Annotated in this window: 26 protein-coding genes and 2 pseudogenes; 15 read left to right on the top strand and 13 right to left on the bottom strand. The window is 29.7% G+C overall.

Annotation, left to right across the window (positions count from 1 at the left end; genetic code table 11):
- Positions 1–1280: cache domain-containing protein (locus FBF15_RS00005; protein WP_207307096.1), on the bottom strand; the 1280-nt coding region annotated here is incomplete at its 3' end.
- 79 nt (positions 1281–1359) lie between these two features.
- Between FBF15_RS00005 and FBF15_RS00010 the strand changes: the two genes are divergently transcribed.
- The gene (locus FBF15_RS00010) at positions 1360–1791 is read left to right on the top strand and encodes a MerR family transcriptional regulator (protein ID WP_002892949.1); all 432 of its coding nucleotides are present in this window, start codon (positions 1360–1362) and stop codon (positions 1789–1791) included.
- A gap of 35 nt (positions 1792–1826) precedes the next feature.
- On the opposite strand, the gene FBF15_RS00015 is transcribed toward FBF15_RS00010, so the two are convergent.
- Positions 1827–2120: a metalloregulator ArsR/SmtB family transcription factor gene (locus FBF15_RS00015; protein WP_002892948.1), complete on the bottom strand. Its 294-nt coding sequence runs from the start codon at positions 2118–2120 to the stop codon at positions 1827–1829.
- A gap of 103 nt (positions 2121–2223) precedes the next feature.
- Between FBF15_RS00015 and FBF15_RS00020 the strand changes: the two are divergent.
- From FBF15_RS00020 to FBF15_RS00035, 5 genes and pseudogenes are all read left to right on the top strand, one after another.
- Positions 2224–2319, top strand: a pseudogene (locus tag FBF15_RS00020) (NAD(P)-dependent oxidoreductase); the annotation flags it as partial.
- 175 nt (positions 2320–2494) lie between these two features.
- Positions 2495–3670 (top strand): MFS transporter, encoded by a 1176-nt coding sequence (locus tag FBF15_RS00025; protein WP_002892947.1) that lies wholly within the window; start codon positions 2495–2497, stop codon positions 3668–3670.
- Between the two features lie 57 nt (positions 3671–3727).
- Positions 3728–4147, top strand: coding sequence for a cupin domain-containing protein (locus FBF15_RS00030; protein ID WP_002892946.1), 420 nt, complete (start codon positions 3728–3730; stop codon positions 4145–4147).
- A gap of 108 nt (positions 4148–4255) precedes the next feature.
- Positions 4256–4378 (top strand): hypothetical protein, encoded by a 123-nt coding sequence (locus tag FBF15_RS09835; protein WP_260627608.1) that lies wholly within the window; start codon positions 4256–4258, stop codon positions 4376–4378.
- Positions 4335–4718 (top strand): carboxymuconolactone decarboxylase family protein, encoded by a 384-nt coding sequence (locus FBF15_RS00035; protein ID WP_002867865.1) that lies wholly within the window; start codon positions 4335–4337, stop codon positions 4716–4718. The genes FBF15_RS09835 and FBF15_RS00035 overlap by 44 nt, the downstream gene beginning before the upstream one ends.
- A 77-nt stretch (positions 4719–4795) precedes the next feature.
- Here FBF15_RS00035 and FBF15_RS00040 read toward each other — a convergent pair whose 3' ends face one another.
- The 5 genes from FBF15_RS00040 to FBF15_RS00060 all read right to left on the bottom strand — a co-directional run bounded on the left by FBF15_RS00040 (position 4796) and on the right by FBF15_RS00060 (position 12652).
- Complete coding sequence (locus FBF15_RS00040; RefSeq protein WP_165434508.1) at positions 4796–6280, bottom strand: class I SAM-dependent DNA methyltransferase; 1485 nt, start codon at positions 6278–6280, stop codon at positions 4796–4798.
- Positions 6281–7351 (bottom strand): Fic family protein, encoded by a 1071-nt coding sequence (locus tag FBF15_RS00045; protein ID WP_165434509.1) that lies wholly within the window; start codon positions 7349–7351, stop codon positions 6281–6283.
- A gap of 119 nt (positions 7352–7470) precedes the next feature.
- Positions 7471–8667, bottom strand: coding sequence for a restriction endonuclease subunit S (locus FBF15_RS00050; protein WP_002872149.1), 1197 nt, complete (start codon positions 8665–8667; stop codon positions 7471–7473).
- Positions 8664–10331: a DUF262 domain-containing protein gene (locus FBF15_RS00055; RefSeq protein WP_002855950.1), complete on the bottom strand. Its 1668-nt coding sequence runs from the start codon at positions 10329–10331 to the stop codon at positions 8664–8666. The genes FBF15_RS00050 and FBF15_RS00055 overlap by 4 nt, the downstream gene beginning before the upstream one ends.
- Before the next feature lie 11 nt (positions 10332–10342).
- Positions 10343–12652 carry a type I restriction endonuclease subunit R gene (locus tag FBF15_RS00060; protein WP_165434510.1) on the bottom strand — a complete coding sequence of 770 codons (2310 nt, stop codon included), beginning with the start codon at positions 12650–12652 and terminating at the stop codon, positions 10343–10345.
- 128 nt (positions 12653–12780) lie between these two features.
- Between FBF15_RS00060 and FBF15_RS00065 the strand changes: the two genes are divergently transcribed.
- The gene (locus FBF15_RS00065; protein ID WP_165434511.1) at positions 12781–13857 is read left to right on the top strand and encodes an NAD(P)-dependent alcohol dehydrogenase; all 1077 of its coding nucleotides are present in this window, start codon (positions 12781–12783) and stop codon (positions 13855–13857) included.
- Position 13858: 1 nt separating this feature from the next.
- On the opposite strand, the pseudogene FBF15_RS00070 reads toward FBF15_RS00065, so the two are convergent.
- Both FBF15_RS00070 and FBF15_RS00075 read right to left on the bottom strand, forming a co-directional pair.
- Positions 13859–14307: pseudogene (locus FBF15_RS00070) on the bottom strand (lipocalin family protein).
- Positions 14295–14642 (bottom strand): helix-turn-helix domain-containing protein, encoded by a 348-nt coding sequence (locus FBF15_RS00075; RefSeq protein ID WP_002855295.1) that lies wholly within the window; start codon positions 14640–14642, stop codon positions 14295–14297. The pseudogene FBF15_RS00070 and the gene FBF15_RS00075 overlap by 13 nt, the downstream one beginning before the upstream one ends.
- A 99-nt stretch (positions 14643–14741) precedes the next feature.
- Between FBF15_RS00075 and FBF15_RS00080 the strand changes: the two genes are divergently transcribed.
- From FBF15_RS00080 to FBF15_RS00100, 5 genes are all read left to right on the top strand, one after another.
- On the top strand, positions 14742–15323 hold the full coding sequence (locus tag FBF15_RS00080) for an NAD(P)H-dependent oxidoreductase (protein WP_038816830.1): 582 nt from the start codon (positions 14742–14744) through the stop codon (positions 15321–15323).
- A 212-nt stretch (positions 15324–15535) separates the two neighbouring features.
- Positions 15536–16243 (top strand): aldo/keto reductase, encoded by a 708-nt coding sequence (locus FBF15_RS00085; RefSeq protein ID WP_237948201.1) that lies wholly within the window; start codon positions 15536–15538, stop codon positions 16241–16243.
- A gap of 3 nt (positions 16244–16246) precedes the next feature.
- The gene (locus FBF15_RS00090; RefSeq protein ID WP_079266649.1) at positions 16247–17023 is read left to right on the top strand and encodes a carbon-nitrogen hydrolase family protein; all 777 of its coding nucleotides are present in this window, start codon (positions 16247–16249) and stop codon (positions 17021–17023) included.
- A 110-nt stretch (positions 17024–17133) separates the two neighbouring features.
- Positions 17134–18105: a hypothetical protein gene (locus FBF15_RS00095; RefSeq protein ID WP_032590657.1), complete on the top strand. Its 972-nt coding sequence runs from the start codon at positions 17134–17136 to the stop codon at positions 18103–18105.
- A gap of 17 nt (positions 18106–18122) precedes the next feature.
- Positions 18123–19016 (top strand): DMT family transporter, encoded by an 894-nt coding sequence (locus tag FBF15_RS00100; protein WP_052862246.1) that lies wholly within the window; start codon positions 18123–18125, stop codon positions 19014–19016.
- Here the strand turns inward: FBF15_RS00100 and FBF15_RS00105 are convergent.
- The 4 genes from FBF15_RS00105 to tupA all read right to left on the bottom strand — a co-directional run bounded on the left by FBF15_RS00105 (position 19013) and on the right by tupA (position 22427).
- Positions 19013–19978, bottom strand: coding sequence for a biotin-dependent carboxyltransferase family protein (locus FBF15_RS00105; RefSeq protein WP_002858255.1), 966 nt, complete (start codon positions 19976–19978; stop codon positions 19013–19015). The genes FBF15_RS00100 and FBF15_RS00105 overlap by 4 nt on opposite strands.
- On the bottom strand, positions 19959–20699 hold the full coding sequence (gene pxpB, locus FBF15_RS00110) for a 5-oxoprolinase subunit PxpB (protein ID WP_052862247.1): 741 nt from the start codon (positions 20697–20699) through the stop codon (positions 19959–19961). Before pxpB ends, FBF15_RS00105 begins: the two co-directional genes overlap by 20 nt.
- 9 nt (positions 20700–20708) lie before the next feature.
- A complete protein-coding gene (locus FBF15_RS00115; protein WP_002851457.1) occupies positions 20709–21476 on the bottom strand; it encodes a LamB/YcsF family protein in 768 nt (255 codons plus the stop codon).
- 141 nt (positions 21477–21617) lie between these two features.
- The gene (tupA, locus tag FBF15_RS00120) at positions 21618–22427 is read right to left on the bottom strand and encodes a tungstate ABC transporter substrate-binding protein TupA (RefSeq protein WP_002851335.1); all 810 of its coding nucleotides are present in this window, start codon (positions 22425–22427) and stop codon (positions 21618–21620) included.
- 78 nt (positions 22428–22505) lie between these two features.
- Between tupA and tupB the strand changes: the two genes are divergently transcribed.
- From tupB to acs, 3 genes are all read left to right on the top strand, one after another.
- Complete coding sequence (tupB, locus tag FBF15_RS00125; RefSeq protein WP_207307097.1) at positions 22506–23192, top strand: tungstate ABC transporter permease TupB; 687 nt, start codon at positions 22506–22508, stop codon at positions 23190–23192.
- Position 23193: 1 nt separating this feature from the next.
- Positions 23194–24189, top strand: coding sequence for a tungstate ABC transporter ATP-binding protein TupC (gene tupC, locus FBF15_RS00130; RefSeq protein ID WP_002855825.1), 996 nt, complete (start codon positions 23194–23196; stop codon positions 24187–24189).
- Positions 24190–24326: 137 nt separating this feature from the next.
- Entirely contained in the window at positions 24327–26300 is a 1974-nt protein-coding gene (gene acs, locus FBF15_RS00135) for an acetate--CoA ligase (RefSeq protein ID WP_165434513.1), read from the top strand.
- Positions 26301–26367: the final 67 nt, after the last annotated feature.

The raw sequence follows: 26367 nt of genomic DNA on the forward strand, positions 1-26367 counted from the left end.
ATATCAGAACCTACTCTAGCCTGTAAAGCATCAAGAAGTCTATTTAGAACATTTTTAAGTTCAATAAGTTGTGGGTTTCTTGGATTAGCAGTGATTCTTGCTGTTAAATTACCACCTTCTACAACTGATACGGTTTGAACTGATTCTTTAACGGCTTGATTGTCTTGTTCTAAGCCTCTTTTAGTAGCAAGAATGTTTTCGTTGATAGCATTTGAGATTTGTCCAAATTCATCATTGCTTTTTACTTCTATAGTAGAAACATTTTTTGTTTTATAGTTGATAAAATCAAAGAATGAAGTTAAACCTGTTTGGATAGCTGCAAGTGGGGAGAGGTATTTTGATACGATGAAATAAAGGAGGATGACGCTAAATACTACTACAATAATGACAACAATGGCTTGAATAAATGCAGCTTTATAAATAGGTTTATTTATAATATCAGCGCTTTCGGTAATACAAGCTGTATAAGCAAAGACTTTAGTACAAGCTCCAAGTCTTTCTTCATTATTTAACTTATAAGAGAAGAAGTTGTTATCACCATTGAGTTTATATGCATTTAGAACAGGAGAATGATCAATGGATGGATTTAATAATTCTTTATTGGTTGCTGCAAATATTTTATTTTTTTGATCAAATAAAAAAGTATTTCCAGGGGTTTTTGCAACTAAATTTTGCAAATCTTCTGATGGTATATCGACACCCAGTACCCCTATGATTTTACCATCTTTATAAATAGCTTTAGAATACGTTATTACATATTGTTTTAAAACTGTATCTAAATATGCTGGTGTAACAAAAATATCATTTGTTTTTAAAGCTTCTTGATACCAATCTTTTGTCTTTATATCTAAATCATCACGTAATTCAGGCATTTTTGCATCATTAGATTTTTGACTAAGTAAAACTTTTCCATTGTTTAAACCTAAATAAACATTTAGTGCATTTATACTATGACGATAATATTTCAATATTGGACCAACATTGTTAATAATATTTTCTTCAGTGATTAAAGATTGATAAGGTAAGTTCGCGATATCTTTTTCTAAAGCTCTAGTAAAAGATTGATTTGTGGAACGGAAATCTTCAACGGTAGATTGTGTGACTTTAAGTAGGTCAGTTTGATTTTTAAGAGTGCTTTCATATAGTGAGGTTTTTGTAAAATAAAAACTTACAATACCTAGAACAATTAAGGCAAAAATTGCAATTAAATTTGCAATGAGGGAAAGTTTGATTTTAATACTATTCATTATTTTCCTTTTAATCTTTGTTATTTTTAGCATAAAACTAATAATTTGGCTATTATTTTATCACAAAAAAATAAAATAAATTTTTATTTTTATCTTAAATAAAGGAGAAAATATGGCTTATACTATAAAAAAAGTAGAAAAAGAAACAAAAGTTAGTGCTCATACTTTAAGATTTTGGGCTAAAAAAGGTTTGTTTCCTTTTGTTCAAAAAGATGAAAATAGTGTGAAATATTTTTCAAAAAGCGATATAGAATGGGTAAAATGGATAGAATGGCTTAGAATTTCAGGTATGCCAATAGAACAAATCAAACATTATATAAAACTTTGCTCTTTGGGTATAAAAACTGCCAAAGAGAGACAAGAGATGTTAAAGCAAACAAAGAAAAAATTACAAAACCAGATTAAAACATTAAAAGAAAGTGAAAAAGTTTTAAGCAAAAAGATAAAAATTTATGAAGAAATGCTTGCAAATGAAGTCGATGGGTTTAATCCAGAAAGCAAGGACTATCAACCTTGTGATAAATTGCATAAGTTTAAGGGTTGATTTTATATTAAGGGCAAATTTGGGTAATAATATTTTCATTTTTTAATAGCATTTTTAAGTTCTAAATTTTTGATATTTTCAAAAAGATTTAAATGCAGTTTTAAAAGCTCATTATTAATCCCATAATACGCCCAAGTTCCTTGACGCCTTACATACAAAAAACCTGCATCTTTTAAAATTTTTAAATGTCTTGAAAGTCTTGATTGACCCATGTTTAAAAGTTCTTGTAAATCACAAACACAAAGTTCTTTGTATCTTAAAAGATGATACAAAATCAAAATCCTACTTTCATCATTGATTGCTGAAATAATGGTTAAAAATTTTTGCATTTTATTTCCTTAAATTAAATTAATAAAAATTCCAAAAGATATAGCCACGCCTAAAATAATCATAACCAATAAAAATAAAAATTTTATTTTAAACATTTGTTTGAGTAAAATAAGCTATAGTGATTATGCTAGTGCTATGATAGACATAGTGCTTAATTCTTGCGATAAAAATACACGCATTGGAGTAATAAGCCTATAAATAAAAGATATCTTATGCTTTTAAGGCATCTTTTATTTCTTTTAAATGCTTATTTTGAAGTTTTAGATTTTTCTAAAGATTTTATTTAATATAGATAAATATTTTTATTTTAGGTTATTGACTTAGACCTACTCTCATCTTTTATACTTTTAAAAATATTAATTGAAAGGATAAAATGAAAAATTTAAATAAAGCTTCAAATGCTCAAATTATTCTAGTATTTTGTTTAGGGGTATTTGGGATTTTGAGCACAGAACTAGGGATGATGGGTATAATTCCTATTGTTTCTCAAAATTTCAGTGTAAGTATTTCAGATGCGGGTTGGTGTGTGAGTATTTTTGCACTCGTGATAACTTTTTGCGCCCCTATTGTCCCGCTACTTTGTGCAAATTTCAATCCTAAAAAACTTATGCTTATTTGTTTAGCTGTGTTTATCTTAAGCTCGTTAACTTCCGCTTTTGTGGGTGAATTTTGGCAATTGCTTATTTTAAGAGCTATTCCTGCTTTTTTTCATCCTATTTATATAGCTCTTGCTCTAAGTATGGTTACAAATTTGGTCGAAGATAAGAAAGAAATTCCAAAAGCTACAGCTAAGATTTTTGCAGCAGTTAGTGCTGGAATGGTTTTGGGTGTACCTATGACTAGTTATTTTGGTGGAAATTTTAGTTTTAAAATGGCAATGTTATTTTTTGTATTTTTAAATACCTTATCTTTTATAGCAACTTTATTTTTTGTTCCTGATTTTAAAAAAGTAAATTCTGTAAAAATAAGCAAACAATTGCTTATTTTAAGATACCCGCTTTTATGGATTAGCATACTTTGTGTTATTTGTATAAATGCTGGAATTTGGGGTTTTTACTCTTATTTTTCTGATTTCTTACATAGTGTAGGAAAGATGAATTTTACTTTAATTAGTATTGTATTGGCTATTTATGGTTTTTCAAATATTATAGGCAATTATATAGCCGGAAAGACCCTTGTTAAAAACGCAAATTTTACTTTGATTTTAACACCTTTAATTATGATAGGATTTTATATTTTACTGTTTAGTTTTTATAGTGAAATTATACTTATAATATTTGCCTTTATATTAGGAATTTTAGCAGGTGTGATGAATAACGGCACACATTTTATGATAAGTTATCCCTTTCCAAAGGCTGCTAATTTTAGCAATGGACTTTTTATAAGCGTGGCCAATATAGGATTAAGCACCGGAACTGCTATTTGTGGACTTGTGATTTCTTTGAGCGATACGCGTTATATTATCGTAAATACTATTGTTTTGTTGATTTTAGGAATTATCATGATTTTTATAAGAAGTAGGATAGAAAAAATGAAATTAAGATTTTAAATTTTTACTTGACTTAGAGTAGCTCTCATGTTTTATAATACTAAAAAAGGAGGTAAAATGCAAGAATTAGAAAAAGCAGGAATTTATGGAAGTTTTAAAGGTGATAGTAAATTTTTTAGCAAAAATGTAAAAGTTTCTATGATGTTTAAATCAAATGAGTGGAGAAATTTTAGCGGGGCTTTGGTTGAATTTGAAGCCAGTGCTAGAAGTGCATGGCATACTCATCCTCAAGGACAAACCTTAATCGTAACAGAGGGTGAAATCATCACAAAAGTTCCAGGCCAAAAAGCCTTTATAGCTAAAAAAGGCGATGTGATAAGCTGTCCTATAGGAGTAAAGCATTTTCATGGTGCAACTAATACAAGTAGTGGAGCACACATAGCACTTACAGGCGAGAAAGAGGGTAAAAATGTAGAATGGCTTGAGCTTGTAAGCGATGAAGAATATGAACATGCCTTAAAAGAAGCAAAAGAGTAAAGAAATTTGTAAATAAAACACAAAAATTTTTATAAAAACTTTTATGTTTTTGGAGTATCTTTAAATGCTCTTTTTTCACAAATTTTAAAAACTACAAAGGATAAAACCATGCAATTAAGACAAAAAGCAAGAGAAATTTTTGAAAAACTCTTAGGAGGAGCAAAAAAGGATCAACTTTTTGCAAGTGATGAAAGACACTACTACGCAAGAAAATCGCAAAATAAAAGGTAGGGAAATACAAAATACTATTTTTGGTGAAGCTAATATCACTAAAATGATAGAATCTACCCCAGAAGATAAAGCTTTTATAAATGATTTTTTGAGTGCGAATTGTTTTGGAGACTACTATACACGCATGGGGCTTGATCTAAAAACTAGGGAGCTTTTAACCCTTGTATATCTTATCTCACTTGGTGGGCTAGACAATCAAGTAAAAGCTCACATACAAGGCAATCTTAACATGGGGCAAAGTAGAAAAGATTTGCTAAATATCATTGCAGCTCTTATTCCATATATTGGCTATCCAAAGGCTTTAAATGCCCTAAATTTGCTTGATGATATTAAAAAGTAGAATGCAAGCAATAAATATTTATTGTAAATTGAGCTTAGAAGTTATTTGTAAATTAGTTTTTATCAAAAAACTTGCAATCATTTTAGTATGCTTTTAAGCTCATTTAGATATTCTTGTTGTATTTTTAGATTTTCTTCTAAAGAATTTAAAATCTCTTCACTAGTTTTTAGGATTTTTTCTTCTTTTACATTTGGATTTTTAGCACTTAAATCATAATTTCTTTCTTCAAGCTCTTTTTTGCTAACAAGCCAAGAATTAGCAGTGATTTTTCTTTCTTTGTAGCACTTTAGAAATTCTTTAAAATGTGTGTATTCTAAAGGCTTATTTTTAGTAAGTTTATAAGGTGGTATAAGTTCGTAGTAATAAACTCCATCGCCTTTACAAATACATTTTTTACCTTTAGAGAAAAAAAGCACATTAGTCTTAACAGCACTATAAGGCAAAAATACCCCACTTGGCAAACTCAAAACGCATTCTAAATTAAAATCATCTACTAAATCTTTTTTTACACTCACAAAGGCATTTGAATTTTGAAAAAGTACACCTTCAGGCACGATGATCGCACATCTTCCATTGTTTTTTAAAGATCTTAAAATGTGTTGCAAAAACAAAAGTTCAGTAGCGTTTGATTTTATAGGAAAATTTTCTTGAATTTGTTCTTTTTCTTTACCTCCAAAAGGTGGATTTGCAAGGATTACTTCGTATTTTTCTTGTTCTGTTATATCTGTTATTTTTTTACTTAAAGTGTTTGTTTTTATGATATTTGGACTTGAAATTTCATGTAATATCATATTCATAACGCCCATTGCATAGCTAAGAGGAGTTTTTTCTTTACCAAAAAGAGCATCATTTTTTAAAAATTCAAGCTCTTCTACGCTTAAATTTGCTTTTTTGCCTTTGGTTCTGTCTTTATATAAAATATGTAAAAAACTCTCAACTAAAAATCCACAACTACCACAAGAAGGATCATAAATTCTTTCTTTTGGTTTAGGATCTATTACTTCCACCATAGCCTTTATCAAAGGACGAGGGGTGTAAAATTCTCCACTATTTCCACCATCGCTACCCATATCTTTTAAAAGTTTTTCATAAACTTCACCTAAGGCAAATACTTCATCTTCTTTATTAAAACTAATCTCATCAATGATATTTATCACTTCTCTTAAAGTATGTCCATTTGCTATGCGATTGTCTATAAATTCAAAAATTCCACCGATTTTATACTCTATACTTTTAAAATCATCATTATTTTTAAAATTTTTAAGATAAGGAAAAAGCTCTTTATTTACAAATTCAAGCAAATCCGATCCACTTAAAGCATTTTTTACATCAAGTTTGCCATCTTTTTTAGGCGCTGCCCAAACACTCCAGCTAAATTTTTCTTCTAAAATGCTTTTATAATCTTTGCCATCTAAAAACGCTAAATCTTTTAAATTTGTCTCATAATCATCTAAAAATTTTAAAAAAAGTATCCAGCCAATCTGCTCTGTATAGTGCATAGCACCACTTATGCCATCATCTCTTCTTAGAATATCTGTGATTTTATCGATTTTATTTTGCATTTAAAAAATTCCTTTTCTAAAAAGTCTTAAAAGTTCTATATTTATATAATAATTACTTCTACCCATTTTAATACACTCTAATATTCCTAAATTTTCACAAATTTTAAGATATTTTGAAGCACTTTGTCTTGAAATGTCTAATTTTTTTATTAAAAAATCTATCTTTGTATAAGGATGAGAAAACAAAAGCTCCACAAAATCTTTACTATAAAAATTCGTTTTATTTTGTAAAATTTCACCTACATTAGACATCATTTTTTCTATCTTAATGATAGTTTCAATAGTTTTTACAGCGGTTTGCTCTATGCCTTTAAGTATGTATTCTATCCACTTTAAAATATCCCCTTCATCACGCACTTTTTGTAAAAGCTTATAATACTCATCTTTACTTTTTACTATGTAAGCACTAAGATATAAAATAGGAAAATCCAAAAGTCCTTTATATACTAAATAAAGTATATTTATAATCCTACCCGTTCTGTCATTGCCATCATAAAAAGGATGAATGCTTTCAAATTGATAATGTATAATTGCCATCTTTACCAAAAAATCAAATTCATCTAAACTATCATCGTTAATGTATAGTTCTAAATTTCCCATAAGTTCTTGTATATCATTAGGATTTTGGGGTGGTATGTGTTTGATTTCTCCTGTAATAGGATTTTTAAGCATAGTTCCACTTTGTTTTCTAAAACCTGCATTATTTCTTTCTAATCTTTTTTGAATTTCTAAAATATGTGCATTTCTTAATAACTGTTCTTTTTTTAATAACTCATATCCTTTTTTCAAAGCACTTTCATAATCTTTCACTTCTTTTGCTGCTCTTGTGAGTTTGTTTTCATCAACTCGTGATAAAAAAAGTTCATCATGTGTTGTGATGATATTTTCTATCTCACTCGAATCTTTTGCTTCTTGCAAAATCAAAGCATTGATTAAAATACTTGGATTTGGTATGCTTTTACTAAGTCCATTTAACTCTGCTAATTTTCTAGAAGCTTTAATGATAAGACTATAAATATTTGCATTTAATTCTATATTTAAAGGCAATTTTTGAGGTATAAATTCTTTCATAATTTTCCAATATGTTAATTTTTTCTAAAAATTTTAACATTATAAAAAAATATGTTAAAAAAATCAAAAATTTTTAACATATCAAGCCAATGTGTTAAAATTTGGCAAATTTTTTAACATTATAATTCTCCCTTAAAAGCTTTATCAAGTAAGGATTGCTTAAGCTCTTCATAATCTTTTAGTTCTTTAGTGTAAAGCTCTTTTAAAGCCTTTGCCTTTTCAAAGACAAAATCTAAATGCTCTGCGATTTGCTCTTGCTCTTTGAGTGGGGGTAGGGGGATTTGTAGGGATTTAAATTTTGGTATAGTAAGTTGCGGAATACTAGAACCTTCACCTTTTGCTATAAAAAAATTCAAACAAAAATATAAATAATGTAAGCATAATATATTTTCACAAGGAATTAAAGAAATAAGCCTTACAATAGGAAAATAAGGTTCTTTTCTAATGCAAACAAAACCTATTGTTCCTCTAGCAGATATAGTTAAAGAAGGTTTTATAATGGTAGCTTTATCTGTATATCCAACTAAACCATTATTATTTACACCATTTGCATAAACAGGGATTTGATTTTTGGCAGTTTTACTTTCTGTGCAGTTTTTTGGCTTATCTCCACCCGCAGAAATATTTTCGCTAATCTCTTCTAAGCTTTTCCATTCCCAAGATTGTGGGAGTTTATAGTTTTCTTTAGCATTGTCTTTTAATGGATTGAAAGCTTTTTGCAAGGCGCTTTGCATTAACTCATCTAAATTTAGCAAATTCTGCTCTAAGATTTTTATACTCTCATCTATCTTTGCAAAACTCTCATCTAAAATTCCCACTATCCTTTCTTGCTCTTTGAGCGGCGGTAGTGGGATTTGAATTTGTTTTAATCTTGTAATTGCCAATTTTGGTTGAGCAACTATTTTTGTAGAAGTTTGTATTTGTGTTTTAAATATATTTGATAATGTAAAAAAATACATAAATTTATTGGAAATATTGTTTTGAATATATTCTAGCTTTACAGCATTTTCTGTTAGAATAGCTCCGTTTAATTCTTTGGGGATAATACCGCTTTTTCCAATAGTTCCAGCAATGCTAATATATAGATTATCATCATAAATTTTATAATTTTTTAAAACATTGTAAGTGTTTTCATTGATAAATTTAATATTTTGTAAATTTATAGTCCCATTGTCCTGAAAATCCGCAACTCTTATATAAGCAAATTTTGTATTATTGTCTAATAAATTTTCACCCTTGGGAAGTCTTTTACCTCCTTTGATATTTGCAATTTCTTCAAGCTTTTTAACTTCCCAACCCTGTGGTAAATTTGTCATTGTATTTTCCATAGAGCCAAGGCTTGTTTAGCTAAAAAATTTTGATATTGATCAATACTTTTTGTGTCCCAAGTTTTAAAATTATCCGCTATATATCTTGGTAGTTTAAAGCTAGACTTGTTATATATAGAAATTTTTTCTTCGAATTTTTTATCTTTTAATTCTTGATTGTATTTTTTTTCTAATAAAATATAGTTTCCTAATTTATGAACTTTTTCGTTATTTAAAGATGATGGAAGTATATGCTCTATTGTTGCAATTTGTTCATCACATATGCCTCCAGATAAATGCCTTTCAATATTAACAAGTAAAAATTTGACTATTTTTGCATCATTTCCTGAGGTTGCTTTTTTAGAATATATAGAGAAAGATTTTTTAAAGTCATTATCATCAATATCAATTGATTTTAATGCATCTATAATTTCCTTGGTATTTTTATATTTGCTATGAAATATATTGCAAGCAATTTTATTATAGCTAGATTCCAATTTATTTGTTCTAGTTTTTGAAATAGAATATCTAATAGATAATATAGCACAAGCTTTTAAAATTTTTATAAAATCTTGATCATCTACTATTTTTTCTTTAGCAATTAGCAGTAATGGTAAAGATGATTTAAATCTTAATAACTCTAAAATATCAATATAATATTTTGCATCTTGTGCTGTAAAATCATTCCAAGAACTATGATTTGAATTTTGCAAAGCAAGATACAAAGAAGATAATTTATGAAGTTTAGATATAAAATTAAAAGCCTCTTCTGAAGTCTTAATATTTTTTTTAACTTCTTTAAAAAGTCTATTTTTTGTAACCAAATCTATTTGTGAATTTATAACACTTCTTAGAAAATCGGGTATTTTTTCTGTTGAAATTTTATTATTTATGTTTTCCCACATTAAATTAGCTTGATTTAAAATTTCTGGTTCATTTTTAAGTAAATTTAAAAAGTAATTTTTTAATAAATCAGCGGCTGTTAATTCTACTCCTCTAGCATTTAGTGTTTGAAATAAAACATAAGCATCTAATTCATTTTGAACTATAATCACAATAAACTTTAATTGTTCTCCTATCATCTCCACATATTCTGCAATTATTTTCCCATCTTCTTCTTGAAATTTTTCTTTAATTTTTTTTTGAAAAAAATTAAATGCTTTATATAATAAATAATTAGAATTATCCTCATCTGCTAGAGTTGGTTTATCTGGAATATTCTGATTAATAATATAGTGAGTAAAAAAATTATTATTAGTATTATTTAAAGTAAGTTTTGGAACTATTTTTAATGTAGTAGAACTTTCATAACCTAAATATTTTTTATTAAAAATTTCTTTCCTTTTTTCATTATCTGTTTTATCTTTATCTTTTTTGACCAAATTATCTATATAAAATATTATCGCGGACATAAAAATACTTAAGGTAGTTAATCTTTGTTGCCCATCAATTATATCTATATTTTTGGCATCTTTAGTCTCTTGCAATACTATAGAACCCATAAAATGTGGATAGTTTGATTTTTCTAAATCTTCAATATCACACCATAAATCTTCCCATTGATCTTCACTCCAAGAATAATTTCTTTGATATTTTGGAACACTATAAGTTCTATCTTTACCAAATAAATCATTAAGAGTTAAAGTCTCTGTATTTAAAAAACTATTACTCATTTTCTCTCCTTTCAGTTTAAATAAATCTCCCTTTGTAAATCATCAAAACTTTGTTTTAGAATTTCTAAGCCACCAAATTCATCGGCCAATTCTCTTACATTACCCAAAGAACTAAGTTCTATAAGTGGTTTTAAGCCATCATCAAAATCTTTTATGCCGTATTCTTGATATCTATTTAGTAAAAATTCTATAAATTTTATAGCCTTTTCTTTTTGAAAGCGTTTTAAAAACTCACCATTTTCTACTTGTAAAACACGCTCTTGCCTTGTTTTTATCTCGGCATTAAAGCTTAAATGCGCTAAAACATCGTATATATCACAATCTTTTTGAAAAATTTCTCTTAGATCTTTTAAAGCATTTTCATCTACTCCATCATTTGCAAGGGCTTTTAAAAATCTTTCTCTATTTTTTTGATCACTCCAAATTTCACGCAATTTTGCTTCATCATCATAATACTCATCAAGCTTTCCTATCAAAAATTCTAAAAATTCTTTAGTGCTAAGTGGCTTACCTTGTGCTCCTACATAAGTAGTTGTGATATCTAAAACCTTAAGTTTTGTGCCTTTTAAGTGTATGGTTACGCTCTTTTTTTCTTTGCTTTCTTCTTTTGTTTGTTTTATATGCTCTTTAGTGATTTTTTCTTTTTCATCTTGCTCTTTTAATTCTTCTATTTTTTCACCATCCCATTTTGGATCATAAAAAAGTTTAGTCGCACCGACAAAATCAAGTATAGTAAAAAAGTCTTTACCTTCATAAACCCTAGTGCCACGCCCGATGATTTGCTTAAATTCCACCATAGAACCTATATTTGCTAGCAATACTATATTTCGCACATTTTTTGCATCCACTCCAGTTGTGAGCATTTTAGAGCTAGTAAGTATGACAGGATAGCTTTTATCATTATCTTGAAACAATTTTAGATAATCAAGCCCTATTTTACCTTCATCACTCGTAACTCTTACACAATAATCATCTCTTTTAACGCTTTTATATTTATCTATAGCTCTTTTTACTTCATTTGCATGAGCTTGATTTGCACAAAAAATTATGGTTTTATCCATAGGATTTATAAGCTCTAAAATTTTCTTAGCGATAAAGTCATTATAGTTTGGTAAAAAAATATTTCTTTCAAATTCACTTTGTTTATAAAAGCCTTTTTCAAGCTCACCTTGTATTAAATCATCAGGATTATAGGTATAACCATCACTCAAAGTTGTTTTTATGAGTTTGACTTTATAAGGGGTTAAAAATCCATCTTCAATACCACTTTTAAGACTATAATCATAAACACTTTCACCAAAATACTCATAAGTGTCTATATTTTCTTCTTTTTTTGGAGTAGCGGTTAAACCAAGCTGAGTCGCATAAGAAAAATACTCAAGTACAGCTCTCCAGCTTCCTTCTTCGTTTGCTCCGCCTCTGTGACACTCATCGATGATGATAAGGTCAAAAAAATCTTTTGGGTATTGTAGATAAAATTTGCTCTCTTGTTCTTCTTGGGTATTTTCTTGATCTTTAGAATTTGCAGCTAGACTTTGATAAATTCCAAAGAAAACATTTGCGTTGGTGATGATTTTTCCATCATTTTTTCTAATCTCTTCTGCGCTGATTACTTTACAATCGCTTTCTACTGCGTTAAATTCTCCCAAAGCTTGATCTCTTAAGCTCACTCTATCGCATAAAAACAATATTTTAGGTTTTTGGTCTTTGTTTTCTTTATTCCATCTTGCTTCAAGCAAACGATAACACAAAGCAAAAGCTATAGTCGTCTTACCTGTGCCGGTAGCAAGGGTAAGTAAAATTCTATCTTTACCATTGATTAAAGCTTCTATGACTTTATCTATTGCTATTTTTTGATAATATCTTAATTCTTTTTGCGGTATATACATTGGCTTTTGTGTTAAAAGTCTATATTGCCATTCTTTTAAATTACCAAAAATTCTATCAAAAAGTTCTTTAGGACTTGGAAATTTATCTATGTATTCACCACTATGACTTCTCATATCGTATTCATAAATTTTTTCTCCATTGCTACTATATACAAAAGGCACATTTAAAATTTTTGCATATTCTATGCCTTGAGATAAACCATCTAAAGGATCTTTACTAAATTTTTTAGCTTCTATTATAGCAAGGTTGTTTCCTTCATATCTAAGCAAATAATCTGCAAATTTTCTTTGTGCTCTTTTACCACCTAAAAGCTTTCTACCATCTGTAAAATAATAATTTCTTTTTATATTTTCTTCATTCCAAGAACTATCATAAAGCTTTGCATCTATAAATTTTACTCTAGTATCATCTTCTGAATACAAATTTTGCATTTTTACCCCAAAGTGAAATTAAATTTTATAATTATAGCATTTATACTAATTTTAAAAAATTATTTTCACTCTTGACTTATAGCTACTCTAATGTTTTATAATTATAAAAAATCAAAAAAGGAGCAAAAATGCAATACAAAATTTTAGAAAACAATCGCATCGCAAGTAAAGGCTATGCAATGCTTAGCAAGGATGCGAAATTCACAGCCTTTGAATTTAGCCGCCACGCTATTGGTGATAATGATATTTTGATTAAAATCCTATATGCAGGTATTTGTCATAGCGATATTCACACCGCAAGAAGCGAGTGGGGAGAAGCTACTTATCCTTGTGTGCCTGGGCATGAGATAGCAGGAGAAGTTATCGCTGTGGGTAAAAATGTAAGCAAATTTAAAGTAGGAGATTACGCAGGGGTTGGTTGTATGGTAAATTCATGCGGTGAGTGCGATGCTTGCAAACGCTCACAAGAGCAGTTTTGCGAAAATGGCAAAACCATCTTTACTTACAATAGTTGCGATGTATTTCACGGCAATGAAAACACTTATGGGGGTTACTCAAACAACATAGTTGTAAGTGAAAAATTTGCCATTTGTGTGCCAAAAAATGCACCGATGGATAAGGTTGCGCCTTTGCTTTGTGCGGGCATTACCACTTACTCGCCTTTAAGATTTTCTAAGATAAAAGAAGGTTCAAGCGTTGCTATAGCAGGCTTTGGCGGACTTGGTATGATGGCTGTAAAATATGCTGTTAAAATGGGTGCAAAGGTTAGCGTTTTTGCTAGAAATGAAAACAAAAAAGCCGATGCTTTGGCTATGGGTGTAAGCTCATTTTACACAAGCTGCGATAAAAACGCTGTAAAAGAACGTTTTGATTTAATCATCTCAACCATTCCAATGCCTTATAATCCTGCTGTTTATTTGGATTTACTTAAATTTGGTGGCGAAATGGCTATAGTTGGCTTACCGCCTGTGGAAGATAAGGTAAATATAGGTATAAACGAGCTTGTGCATAAAGCAGGTAAAAAGGTTTATGGCTCGCTAATTGGCGGTATTGCCGAAACTCAAGAAATGCTTGATTTTTCTTTAAAACATGAAATTTATCCAGAAACCGAGCTTATCACCCCACAAGAAATCGATAAAGCTTATGAAAATCTAACCTCAGGAAAGGCTAAATTTCGCTACGTCATTGATATGACAAAAGAATAATTTAATACTTATCAAAAACCACATCGCTAATGTCAAATCCCCTTTGCTTAGCGATGTTTAAAAGCTCTTTTATATTTTTTTCATCTATTATATTTCTTGCTAAAATCCAAAGATATTTTTTATCAGGACTACCCACAATGGCAACTTTATACTCGCTATCAACAAAAATGATTTCATAATTTACTTTGTTAAAAAGGTTCATAAAGATGTTAAATCTCACTGCTAATTGCCTATTTGAAACGATTTTTGCCTTACCCTTTATACTTGAAATTTCATTTTTTTACTGCAAAAATTCTCAATTTCTACATAAGGAATGCCATTTTTGTATTTAAGCTCGTATTTTGCCTTTGAATTTAGGCAAGATTTTTGAAAAAAGGCCGGTTTTCTAGCTATTTCAAGCCATTCTCCCATATAATTTTGCAAAGAAAGTTCGCCAATTAATTCAAGCATTTTTTCCCTTTTTTGTCTTTCTTGCCCCATTTGCTCATAGCTTGTAAAATGGGAATTAAACTTTGTCCACGTTTGGATAAGCTATATTCTACCTTGGGTGGAATTTGAGCGTATTCTTTTCTGATAATTAAACCATCGTTTTCTAGTTCTCTTAAGGTATTGGTTAAAGTTTTAAAAGATATGGAGCTTAAAAAGCGTTTGAGTTCATTATAACGCACGATTTCATAGCGAAATAAGCAGTATAAAATACTCATTTTATATTTTCCATTAATTAATGCTAGAGTATAGTTAAATCCACATTCTTCGAAATTACACGGAGAATTCTCTTTAGTCATTTAACATTCCTTTAGTATAGTATATTACTTTATTTTCTGTATTGAAAATGATATTATGCTAAGTTATAATTGTATCATAAAATTTAAAAAAGGATAAAAATGAAAAATATACTCTTGCTTAATGGTGCTAAAGAATTTGGAAATTCAAAAGGACAACTTAATTTGACATTGCATAATTATGCTTTAGAAATTTTAAAAACACTAGGATACGAGGTAGATCAAACTCACATAGATCAAGGATATGATCCTAAAGAAGAGATGCAAAAATTTATAAAAGCTGATGCTGTGATCTATCAAATGCCAGCTTGGTGGATGGGGGAGCCTTGGATAGTTAAAAAATATATCGATGAAGTGTTTGGTTTGGGTGCTGGAGTGCTTTTTAAAAATGATGGAAGAACTCATGAAAATCCTAGTAAAAACTACGGAAAAGGTGGTTTAGATCATGGTAAAAAATACATGTTTTCTCTCACTTGGAATGCACCTCTTGAAGCCTTTAATGATAAAAATGAATTTTTTGAAGGAAAGGGTGTAGATATGGTGTATTGGCATTTGCATAAGGCTCATGAATTTATAGGTATGAAAGCTTTACCAACTTTTATGTGTAATGATGTGGTAAAAAATCCTCAAGTGGAAAAATATCTAAACGAGTATGAACTACACTTGAAAAAAATTTTTGCTTGAGAAATAATAACTTTTTAAAATTTATTAGCCTTGCATAGTATAATATAAACAATTATGATTAAAGGAGATAATATGCAATATTTAACTTTAGCAAATGGTAATAAAATGCCTATTTTAGGTTATGGAGTATTTCAAATCGATCCTAAAAAAACCCCCAAGCTTGCGTAGAAGATGCTTTAAGCGTTGGATATCGTCTTATCGACACAGCTTCAATTTATAATAATGAAGAGGCCGTAGGATCTGCAATCAAAGCAAGCGGGATAAAACGCGAAGAACTTTTTATCACCACTAAACTTTGGGTGGATAAAACAAACGAAAAGCTAGCAAAAAAGGCCTTTGAAGAAAGCCTTAAAAAATTAGGGCTTGATTATATTGATCTTTATCTCATACACCAACCTTTTAATGATACTTATGGAGCATGGCGTGTGATGAGTGAAATTTATAAAGAAGGACTTAGTAAAGCCATAGGTGTGAGCAATTTTTACCCTGATCGTCTTGTTGATTTTTGCTTACACAATGAAATCAAACCCATGTTAAATCAAGTAGAATGCCACCCTTTTTATCAACAAAACTCGGCTCAAAATACTATGAATAAGCTAGGTATTATCATGCAAGTTTGGGCTTCTTTTGCTGAAGGGCATAATAATCTTTTTAATAATATCACTTTGCAGCAAATTGGTGCAAAGCATGGAAAAAGCGTAGCTCAAGTCGTTCTTAGATGGCTCATAGAAAGAGAAATCGCCGTGATACCAAAAACTCTAAGTAAAGACAGAATGAAACAAAATTTTAATGTTTTTGATTTTAGCTTAGACACGCAAGATAAAGAAAAAATCGCTTCTTTAGCTTCAAATGCGTATCAAATTTCAAACCATCATGATACTGAAAGAGTAAGCTTTTTATCAAGATTAAACAAATATTAAGATATGATGAAAATCGCACTAGCACAAATTAAAACAAGCCCTAAATGGCAAGAAAATTTAGAAAAAATTTTAAAACTTTTAAATGAGACCAAAAAACAAGAGGCTCATTTGGTAGTTTTTCCAGAAACTTGCATGGCCTTTGTGCCAAGTGATGGGAGTGTGAATTTTCAAGATATAGCTCAAGATATACAAGATGAATTCGTTCAAACCATACTAAAAGAGAGTGAAAAATTAAAACTTGCTGTGGTTTTTGGTTTTTTTGAAAAAGGCGCAATCAAGGTTAAAAATTGTGTGCTTTTTGTCAATTCAGGAAAAATTCTTCACAAATATCATAAAACCCATCTTTACAATGCCTTTTCTTATAATGAAAGCAAGGATATAGAAGAAGGACAAAATCCCATCAAAGCTTTTTATACGCCTTGGGGTAAAATGGGCATGATGGTTTGTTATGAGCTACGTTTTCCAGAAATCGCTAGAAGCTTAGCCTTACAAGGTGCAAAACTCATCTTAGTGCCTACAGCTTGGGTAGATGGAAAGCTTAAAAAAGAGCATTTTTCTTTACTTTCTCGCGCTAGAGCTTTGGAAAATACTGTATTCTTATGCGCTTGTTCTCAAACAAAAAATATCTACACAGGAGAATCAGCACTCATAAGTCCTTTGGGCATAGAACTTATCAAAATGGGTGAAGAAGAAGCTCTAGCCTTTGTTCAAATTGATTTAGAAGAAATCGCTCAACTAAGAAAAACTTTGCCTTGCTTAGAGCAAAGACGCAAAGTATAAACTCAAGGCTTTTTAGCCTTGAAAATCTTTTAAAATTTTTAATATTAAAGCATTTTTTAAAGGATTGAAAAAGTATTTTTGTGTAAAATCATTTTTTTATAAGGCAGATTATGAATCAAGAAAACATCAATGAATTAAAAAACCTTAAGCAACAATTTTTTTTGATAATGGACTTTTTAAAAAAATATTTAGGGGTGATAAGCACTAGTATTATTTTTGTAAGTTTTGCTTTGGGAGCTTGGATTTTAACTGAGTATTATATTTTCAATGCCCATTTTATTCCTGATTTCAACAAGGATTTGATTTTTTCTAATATTTTTTCAATAGCATGGATTGGATTTATATTTGTTTCATTTTTTCTTATTTTGTATCTCACTCCTTTAATATTTTTTAATCATTTTTTAAAAAATACCCATGCTAAATTTAAAACAATAGGTTTTTATTTCTTAACTCCAATAGCCTTAGCCAATATTTTATTAATATTTCTATTTTACAAATTCCTTAATGCTATGTTAGGAAGCATTATAATTTTTATTGCAATACCTCTACTTTCATCCTTACTTTTTTATATAAAATTTAAAAACCAAGCTTACAATAAAAAAGAATTTTTAGCTAATGCTATAGAATTTTTCCTAACTTCATTTACATATATTTATGGATTTTTTTCAATCTATCAATTTTTAAGTACAAATATCATAGCTTTATTTTACTTTTTTTTAATTTATCATTTATTGATTTATTTATTTTATAAATTTATCTATGAAAAGCAGTATTTAAAAGTTATACCCATATCTTTTATACCAGCTTTTATTTTTTTACTTGTGCTTTTAAATCCTTATATTATTAGAATAAGTAAAATAGGCAATTACAACCAAAGTTTCGCACTTTATAATAAAACCGAAGTTAAAGAATTATTAAATTCCAAGCATATTCCCATTTTTAAAGAAAACAATGCAACTTTATTTGTAAAAGATTTATACATAGTTTCAAATCTTGGAGAAAAGTATTTGATTAAAAACGATCAAAATGAAACTTTTACCCTAAATAAACAAGATATTTTCAGTCTTTTAGATAAAATTTAATAAAAGTTAAGGAAAAAATGAAAGAGAGTTATTTGTTCATCTTGCTTTTTATCGCAATGTTTTTATGGGGCTCATCTTGGCCAACATCTAAGATTTTAGCAAATTATACGGATACTTCTATTATTACCTTTTGGCGTTTTTTCTTTGTTGTATCGGGTTCATTTTTTGTTTTAAACTTCTTAAAAATTCCTCTTAAAATCGAAAAAACTGCCTTAAAATGGGTATTGATAGCAGGAGTTTTAAATGGGCTTTATGCCTTTGTATTTTTTATCGCTATAAAGCACGGCTTGGCAGGCAAAGGAGGAGTTTTAGTAACCACTATGATTCCTATTTTTTCTTATTTGATATTTATGATAGCGATATTTTTTCAAAAAAACAAAAAATCAACTCACAAGATCACAAAGAGTGAAATTCTAGGCTTATTTTTAGGTTTATTATCTGGATTTTGTTTGCTAAATTTAGGGAGTTTAGAAGATTTATTTGGTAAATTTAATATTTTATTTTTAACTTGTTCTTTTATTTGGGCTTTGATGGCAGTGTTTAATCATAAAGCCAAAGGAGCTCACCCTTTGGCGATTAACTTTTATATTAATCTCATTTCTGTTTTAATGTTTTCTTGGGTATTGTTTGATGTAAAAAGTTATGAAATTTTTCATTTTGAATTTAAATTTTGGATCAGTATGTTTGTCGTGGCTTTTTTATCAACTATTATAGGAACTAGTATTTATTATTACGGGATTCACATTTTAGGAAGCGTTAAGGCAAATTCTTTTGTTTTAATCACTCCTGCTAGTGCTTTAATTTGCAGTTATTTTATACTAGACGAGGTGCCAAATGCACTTACCTTGTTAGGTTGTGCCTTGGCTATAGGTGCTATATATTTTATCAATATTTATGGTAAAAAAGCTTAGATTAAATTTTCAAAATCAAGATTGATTTTTTGATCCATAGCTTTAAATTTCATTTCTCTTTGTTTATAAAGTTCTAAGGCTTCTTGCATGCTAATGCTTTGAAATTTAAAGCTAGAACCTAACTTAGCTTGTGCGAGTAAGCTTAGATCATTTTCTATAACCGTGGCTATTTTTGTATAGCCTCCTGTGCTTTGTCTTCCTGCCATTAAAATGATAGGAATACCACTTTTTGGCACTTGTATACTTCCAAAAACCGCAGGATCTGAGATGATATCTGCTGAGTTTTTATGCTCTATACTTTCACTAGATTCTGCATAAATTGCCATTCTATCGCTTTTTAAACCTACTTTATAAGTAGTATTTAAAAAGGTTTCTATGCCTTTTTGGGTAAAAGCATCTTCATTTGTTCCTAAAATAACGCGTATAATAGGCTCTTTAGGGCTTTTAAAAAGAGGATTTTCACATTCTCTAGCTTCTAAATTAAAAGGTATAAAAGTATTATGAGTATTTAAAATATCATCTTTTTGCAAAGCTCTTCCTTCAAAAACTCCAGCTCCCATTTTAGCATCACTGGATTTAGAGTTTAAAAAACTTTTTACTTCAAAGCCACCCGCTACGCATAAATACCCACGAAAACCTATTTTTGCTAAATCAAGTTCTAAAATATCGCCTTTATTTGCTTGATATACTTTGCAAGTTTTGATTTTTTGATTATCAAGCTTTGCCTCAAATTCAGCTCCACTTAAAACAAAATAATTCTCATCTAAAAATTCGTATTTTCCACCCTTTAAACAAAGCTCAATTCCTGCTTCATCTTGTTTGTTTCCAAGCAAGATATTTGCCATTCTTAAAGCATCTTCATCCATAGCTCCACTTCTTGCTATGCCAAATTTAGCAAATTTTTTTCTACCAAAGTCTTGCAAACTTGAATTTATAGATGCTTCAATGATTTTTATACTCATAAATTTCCTTTTGATAGACTTTTTTAGCAACTTGCTCTTGGATATCGAAAAATTCATCTTTTGAAATGGCTTTAAATTTTAAAAACATACCCGCTTTTAAAAGAGTGGGATTTTTTTCATCTTCTTTATCAAAAAATTCCAAAGGTGTTCTAGCAATGATTTGCCAACCCCCTGGACTTGATATGGGATAAACTCCTGTTTGTTTATAGGCTATACCTACACTTCCAGCTTCTATTTTTGCTCTAGGGCTTGAAAGGCGTGGGGTAAAAAGTCTTTCATCTAAACCTCCAAGATAAGGAAAACCTGCCATAAAACCTAGCATAAAAACAAGATAATAAGGTTTAGTGTGAAGAGATATAAGCTCTTCTTTTGAAATTTGATTGTGTTTGCACACAAATTCTAAATCCAGCCCAAATTCTTCATCATAACAAAGTGGAACTTCTATACAAAGACTTGAGTTTTGTTCTGCAAGTTTAATATCCTTTTTAATTTTTTCCAAAAAATCAAGCAAGGAATTTAAAGAAAGCACGCAAGGATTAAAATATATAAGCAAGCTTGCATAAGCACTTACCAACTCATCAATCCCATAAATTTCACCTTCTTTTAGGGCTTTTTGTATCCTTTGTTCTGTGCTTAAAACATAGGCATTGATTTGAGGTGAAATTTCTTGCTCAAAACGCAAAAGCAAAGCTTTACTTCCACTAAAATGCACACTAAACATTGCTAAAACTTATATAAAATTTTCCAAAGCACAAATTTGAATTTGCTCTTTTTTTAAATTTTCTTTGATTTTTTTAACAAATTCTAAAGCTTTTGCATTATCCCCATGAACACAAATACTATCGGCTTTTAAATCAATTTCTTTGCCATTTATGCTTGTAACTTTGCTTTCTTTTATCATTTTTATCACGCGTTTGATAGCTAAATTTTCATCGTGTATTAACGCCCCTTCTAATTTTCTTGAAACTAAAGTGCCATCATCATTATAGGCACGATCTGCAAAAACTTCATTAGCATATCTTAAACCCTTTTTCTTAGCTGCTTCATTCATAGCAGAATTACTAAGCCCTAGAAAAATAATATTTTCATCAAAACTCGCCACTGCCTCACAAAGTGCTAAGGCTAAATTTTCATCAATAGCTGCCATATTATAAAGCGCCCCATGGGCTTTAAAATGCTGTATTTTCATACCTTTTGCCTTAGCAAAGCCAAATAAAGCTCCTAGTTGATACAAGGCATAGTTTTTAGCCTCTTCAAAGCTTATTTGCATATTGCGTCTTCCAAAACCCAAAAGATCAGGATAAGATGGATGTGCTCCTATGCAAACACCATTTTGCTTGGCTAAATTTAAGGTTTCATCCATCACACAAGGATCACCCGCATGAAAGCCACAAGCGACATTTACTGAACTTACAAATTTTAAAATTTCTTCATCCATTCCCATTTTATAGGCGCCAAAACTTTCCCCTAAATCACTATTTAAATCCACTTTGAACATTATTTGACCTTGTATATTTAATTATTGATTTTATTATATCTAAAGAAGAATTTTAAATAAGCTAAAAGTTTTGAAAAATAAATAAAAAAGTTACAATAAGTAAAAAATGATATTTTAAGCAGGTTAAAACCTGCTTAATTTTTAGTCTTTTCTTGTTTTTGCATCAATTACAAATAAAGGTTTATTAAGAAGTTTAAAATCAGCAATGAAATTTAAAGTCTTATCACTTGTTACCCATTTGATAAATTTACTAGCTTCTGTATAATTTACATTTTTACAATGCTTAGGATTTGTCGCTATAACAGAATAAAAATTTTTAAGACTATCATCGCCTTCATTTACAATGACTAAGTTTGGTTTGCCTTTTTCATTGGCTTCATATTTGATATAAGTACCACGATCGGTTAAAATCACACCTTTTTTTTCTTCAGCGATTTTAATGCTTGCTAACATACCTTGTCCGCTTTGTTGATACCAGCTTTGCTTTTCAGGAACACCGCCAAGATTTTTCCAAAGGCTTTTTTCTTTATTGTCAGTGCCTGATTTATCGCCTCTTGAGATGAAAGTAAGCTTTTCATTTTTGATAAGTTCTAAGCTTTCTTTTAAATTTTTACCTTTAAATTTAGAAGCTAAAGATTTATCTGCGATGATGATAAAATCATTATACATCACAGGAGTTCTATCTACACCAAAGCCTTTTTTCATAAATTCTTTTTCAGCCTTTGGAGAATGCACAAAAAGCACATCAGCATTGCAATCTTCACCCATTTTTAAAGCCGCACCTGTTCCTACGGCAACCCATTTTAAGGTATTGCCACTTTCTTTTTCATAAAGAGGTTTTAGAGCATCTAAAAGTCCTGTATTGTCAGTGCTTGTTGTAGTTGCCATTTTAAGTTCTGCTGCACTTGCACTTAAAGCTAAAGCAAGGGCTAAAGAAATGATTTTTTTCATTTTTTTTCCTTATAAATTTACATAAAAAAATATTTTAGCATAATTATGCTAAAATTACTTATTTTAAAAAGGATATTTTTGGATTATATTTTTGATGGTTTTAAACAGGCTTTATTTTTACTTTTCAATGCTGATGAAAGCGTAATTTCAGCTATAAAAACTACACTTTTAAGCTCAAGTATTTCTATAGTTTTAGCTTTGCTTATAGGTTTTCCTTTGGGATTTATCTTAGGTTTTTTTGATTTTAAATTCAAATACTTTATAAAACTTATCATAGATACTAGCCTTTCTTTTCCAACAGTTGCAGTAGGACTTATACTTTATGCACTGATTTCAAGTCGAGGACCTTTGGGAGAATTTGGATTGCTTTTTACTATAAAGGCTTTAATTTTAGGGCAGTTTATCTTAGCGCTTCCTATAGTGATCGCACTTTTTTCAAATTTGATAGAAAATATGAATAAAAAACATTTTTTACTTATAAAATCTTTTCACCTAAGTCCTTTAAAACTTGTTTTAACGATGATTTATGAATTACGCTTTGCTTTGATTAGCGTCGTTGCACTAGCTTATGGACGCATTGTAGCAGAAGTAGGAGTAGCGATGATAGTAGGTGGAAATATCAAATACGATACTAGAACCATAACCACAGCTATTTCTCTTGAAACAAACAAAGGCGAATTTGCTAACGGTATAGCTTTGGCTTTGGTTTTAATTCTCATTGCCTTTTGTTTAAATTTCATCACGCACAAACTCAAAAGAACATAAAATGATAGAAATTTCTAATCTTTTTTTCAACTATCAAAACAAAGAAGTTTTAAAAATCAAAAATTTAAAACTTGATACAAGTAAAATTAGCATCTTAATGGGAGCGAATGGAAGTGGAAAATCTACATTTTTAAGAATATTAAAATTTTTAGAAGGAGATTTTTCAAAAAATATTTCTTATTTTGGAAATTTTAAACCTAATAATAAACAAAAGCGTGAAATTTATTTGCTTTTTCCAGAGCCTATTTTGTTAAATCGTAGTGTAAGGGCAAATTTTTTATTTACCTTAAAAACTTATGGGATTAAAGAAGATATTGAAGAACGCATAAAAGAAAGTTTGATGTTTTTAAATTTAGATGAAAGTCTTTTAAGTAAACATCCTAATGAACTTTCATCAGGACAAAGTCAAAAAATAGCTTTTGCTATAGCTTTAAGCGTAAGAGCGAAGTATTATTTACTTGATGAACCAAGTGCTTTTTTGGATAAAAATACTACACTTTTATTTAAAAAAGCTATTCTTAAAATGCATGAAAATTTCAATACAGGTTTTTTAATCGCAAGTCATGATAAACATTTTTTAGATTCTTTGGCGCAAAAAAAACTTTATTTGCACAGTGGAGAAATTTTAGAATTTGAAAATACTAATGTTTTTGAACTAGAAAATCAAGGTGTGAAATTTTGTAATTTTATAGATTTTAGTAATTGTAAAAAATATAAAGATTTTAAAAAACCTCCAAGCAAAATTGCTATTGATCCTTATAAAATTTCTTTTTTTAATTCTAAAAATATTCCAAAAAATAATTATGATTTTATTTTAGAAAAATGTTATATTATAGCACTTAGAAGTAGGAAAAGTGATGTTTTTATAAGGGTAAGTTGTATGGATAAAATTTTAGAATTTGCCTTGGAAAAACAAGAATTTTTAAGATTCGATTTAAAATTATACGAAGAACTTAGTCTTTATTTTTATGAAGATGCAATATGTTTCTTAAATTAACATACATTATAAAATTTAAATAAAATATTACAAATATTCCCATTTTTTATAAAATTTATCTTAATTATTTTTTAAATTTGTATTTAATACAAATAAACTCTTATATAATGTTTAAAAATAACCATAAAGGAGTTTTTATGCTTAATCAAAATAATCAAGAGCTTTTTAAGCCAAGTAAAGAATTTTCTCGTAATGCTCGTATAAAAAATTTATGTGAATACTATGATTTATGCGATGAAGCCAAGGAAGATTTTGAAGGTTTTTGGAAAAGACAAGCACTTGAGAAGATCGAGTGGTTTTCGCCTTTTTCAAGAGTGTTAAATGAGGATAAAGCTCCATTTTATAAATGGTTTGAAGGTGGAACTTTAAATGTAAGTTATCAATGTCTTGATCGTCATATGAAAACAAGACGCAATAAAGCTGCTTTGATTTTTGAAGGTGAAATGGGGGATTATGAAGTTTATACTTATAGAAGATTATTGCATGAAACTTGCAAGGCGGCCAATTTGCTTAAAAAATTCGGAGTAAAAAAAGGCGATAGGGTTGTAATTTATATGCCTATGATTCCAGAAACAGCTATAGTAATGTTAGCTTGCGCAAGGATTGGGGCTATTCATAGTGTAGTATTTGGAGGGTTTTCTCCTGAAGCCTTAAGAGATAGAATTATAGATGCAGGAGCTAAACTTGTAGTAACGGCTGATGGTGCTTTTCGTCGTGGCAAACCTTATATGTTAAAACCTGCAGTAGATAAGGCTTTAAGTGAAGGGTGTGAAAGTGTAGAAAAAGTACTTATAGTTATACGCAATAATGAGCCTATAGAATATATTAAAGGAAGGGACTATGTTTATAACGAACTTGTGAAAAATGAGTCTTATAAGTGTGAACCCGAAATTATGGATAGTGAGGATTTGTTGTTTTTGCTTTACACTTCAGGATCAACAGGCAAGCCAAAAGGAGTTATGCATGCAAGTGCAGGATATATACTTTGGGCACAAATGACTATGGAATGGGTTTTTGATATTAAAGATTATGATAATTATTGGTGTAGTGCTGATGTGGGTTGGATTACAGGACATACTTATGTAGTTTATGGGCCTTTAGCATGTGGAGCAACGACTATAATGCATGAAGGAACTCCTACTTATCCAAATTCTGGGCGTTGGTGGAGAATGATAGAAGAGTATCAAATAAGCAAATTCTACACTTCGCCGACTGCCATAAGAATGCTTCATGCTGATGCACCTAATGAGCCAAGAAAATATGATTTAAGTACGCTTGAAGTGCTTGGAACGGTTGGAGAGCCTATCAATCCTAGTGCTTGGAAGTGGTTTTATGATGAAATAGGGGGAACTAAAAGTCCTATAGTCGATACTTGGTGGCAAACAGAAACAGGTGGGCATATGATCACGCCTTTACCAGGCGCCACTCCTTTAAAACCAGGTTGTGCCACCTTGCCTTTGCCAGGGATTTTTGCAGAAGTTATTGATGAAGAAGGCAATAAAAAAGATGAAGGTGAAGATGGGTTGCTTTGTATAACTAAACCTTGGCCTTCGATGATTCGTGGAATTTGGGGCAATGATGAACGCTATATAGAAAGTTATTTTTCTCAAGCTAAAAAAGATGGAAAAGCTGTATATTTTAGTGGCGATGGTGCTTTTTATGATAAAAATGGTTATATTACCATCATAGGAAGAACAGATGATGTGGTTAATGTTGCAGGACATCGTATAGGAACGGCTGAAATTGAAAGCGCTATTGCTAAACATCCAAGTGTAGCAGAATCAGCTGTAGTGAGTATTTTGGATACGATTAAGGGCGAGTCATTGTTTGCTTTTGTGGTTTTAAGTCCTGCATCCAGTTGTGATCTTGGCGGAGCTATAGAAACTTTAAAAGAACTTAATGACATTTTAAGAGTAGAAATAGGACCTATAGCTAAAATAGAAAAAATTCTTTATACTCCAGGTTTGCCAAAAACTAGAAGTGGTAAAATAATGAGAAGAATTTTAAGAACTATAGCAAGAGGCGAAGAAATCAAACAGGATATTTCAACACTTGAAGATTCTAAAGTAGTAGAAACCATTGTTAAATTAGCTAAGGCAGAGTTTGAATAACAAGGTAAAAAGAACTTTGCCTAGTTGCATGAAAATTCATAAAAATAAGCTATAATGATAAAAAAAT

It is taken from the genome of Campylobacter sp. CFSAN093233, assembly GCF_011068165.1.
GTDB lineage: Bacteria > Campylobacterota > Campylobacteria > Campylobacterales > Campylobacteraceae > Campylobacter_D > Campylobacter_D jejuni.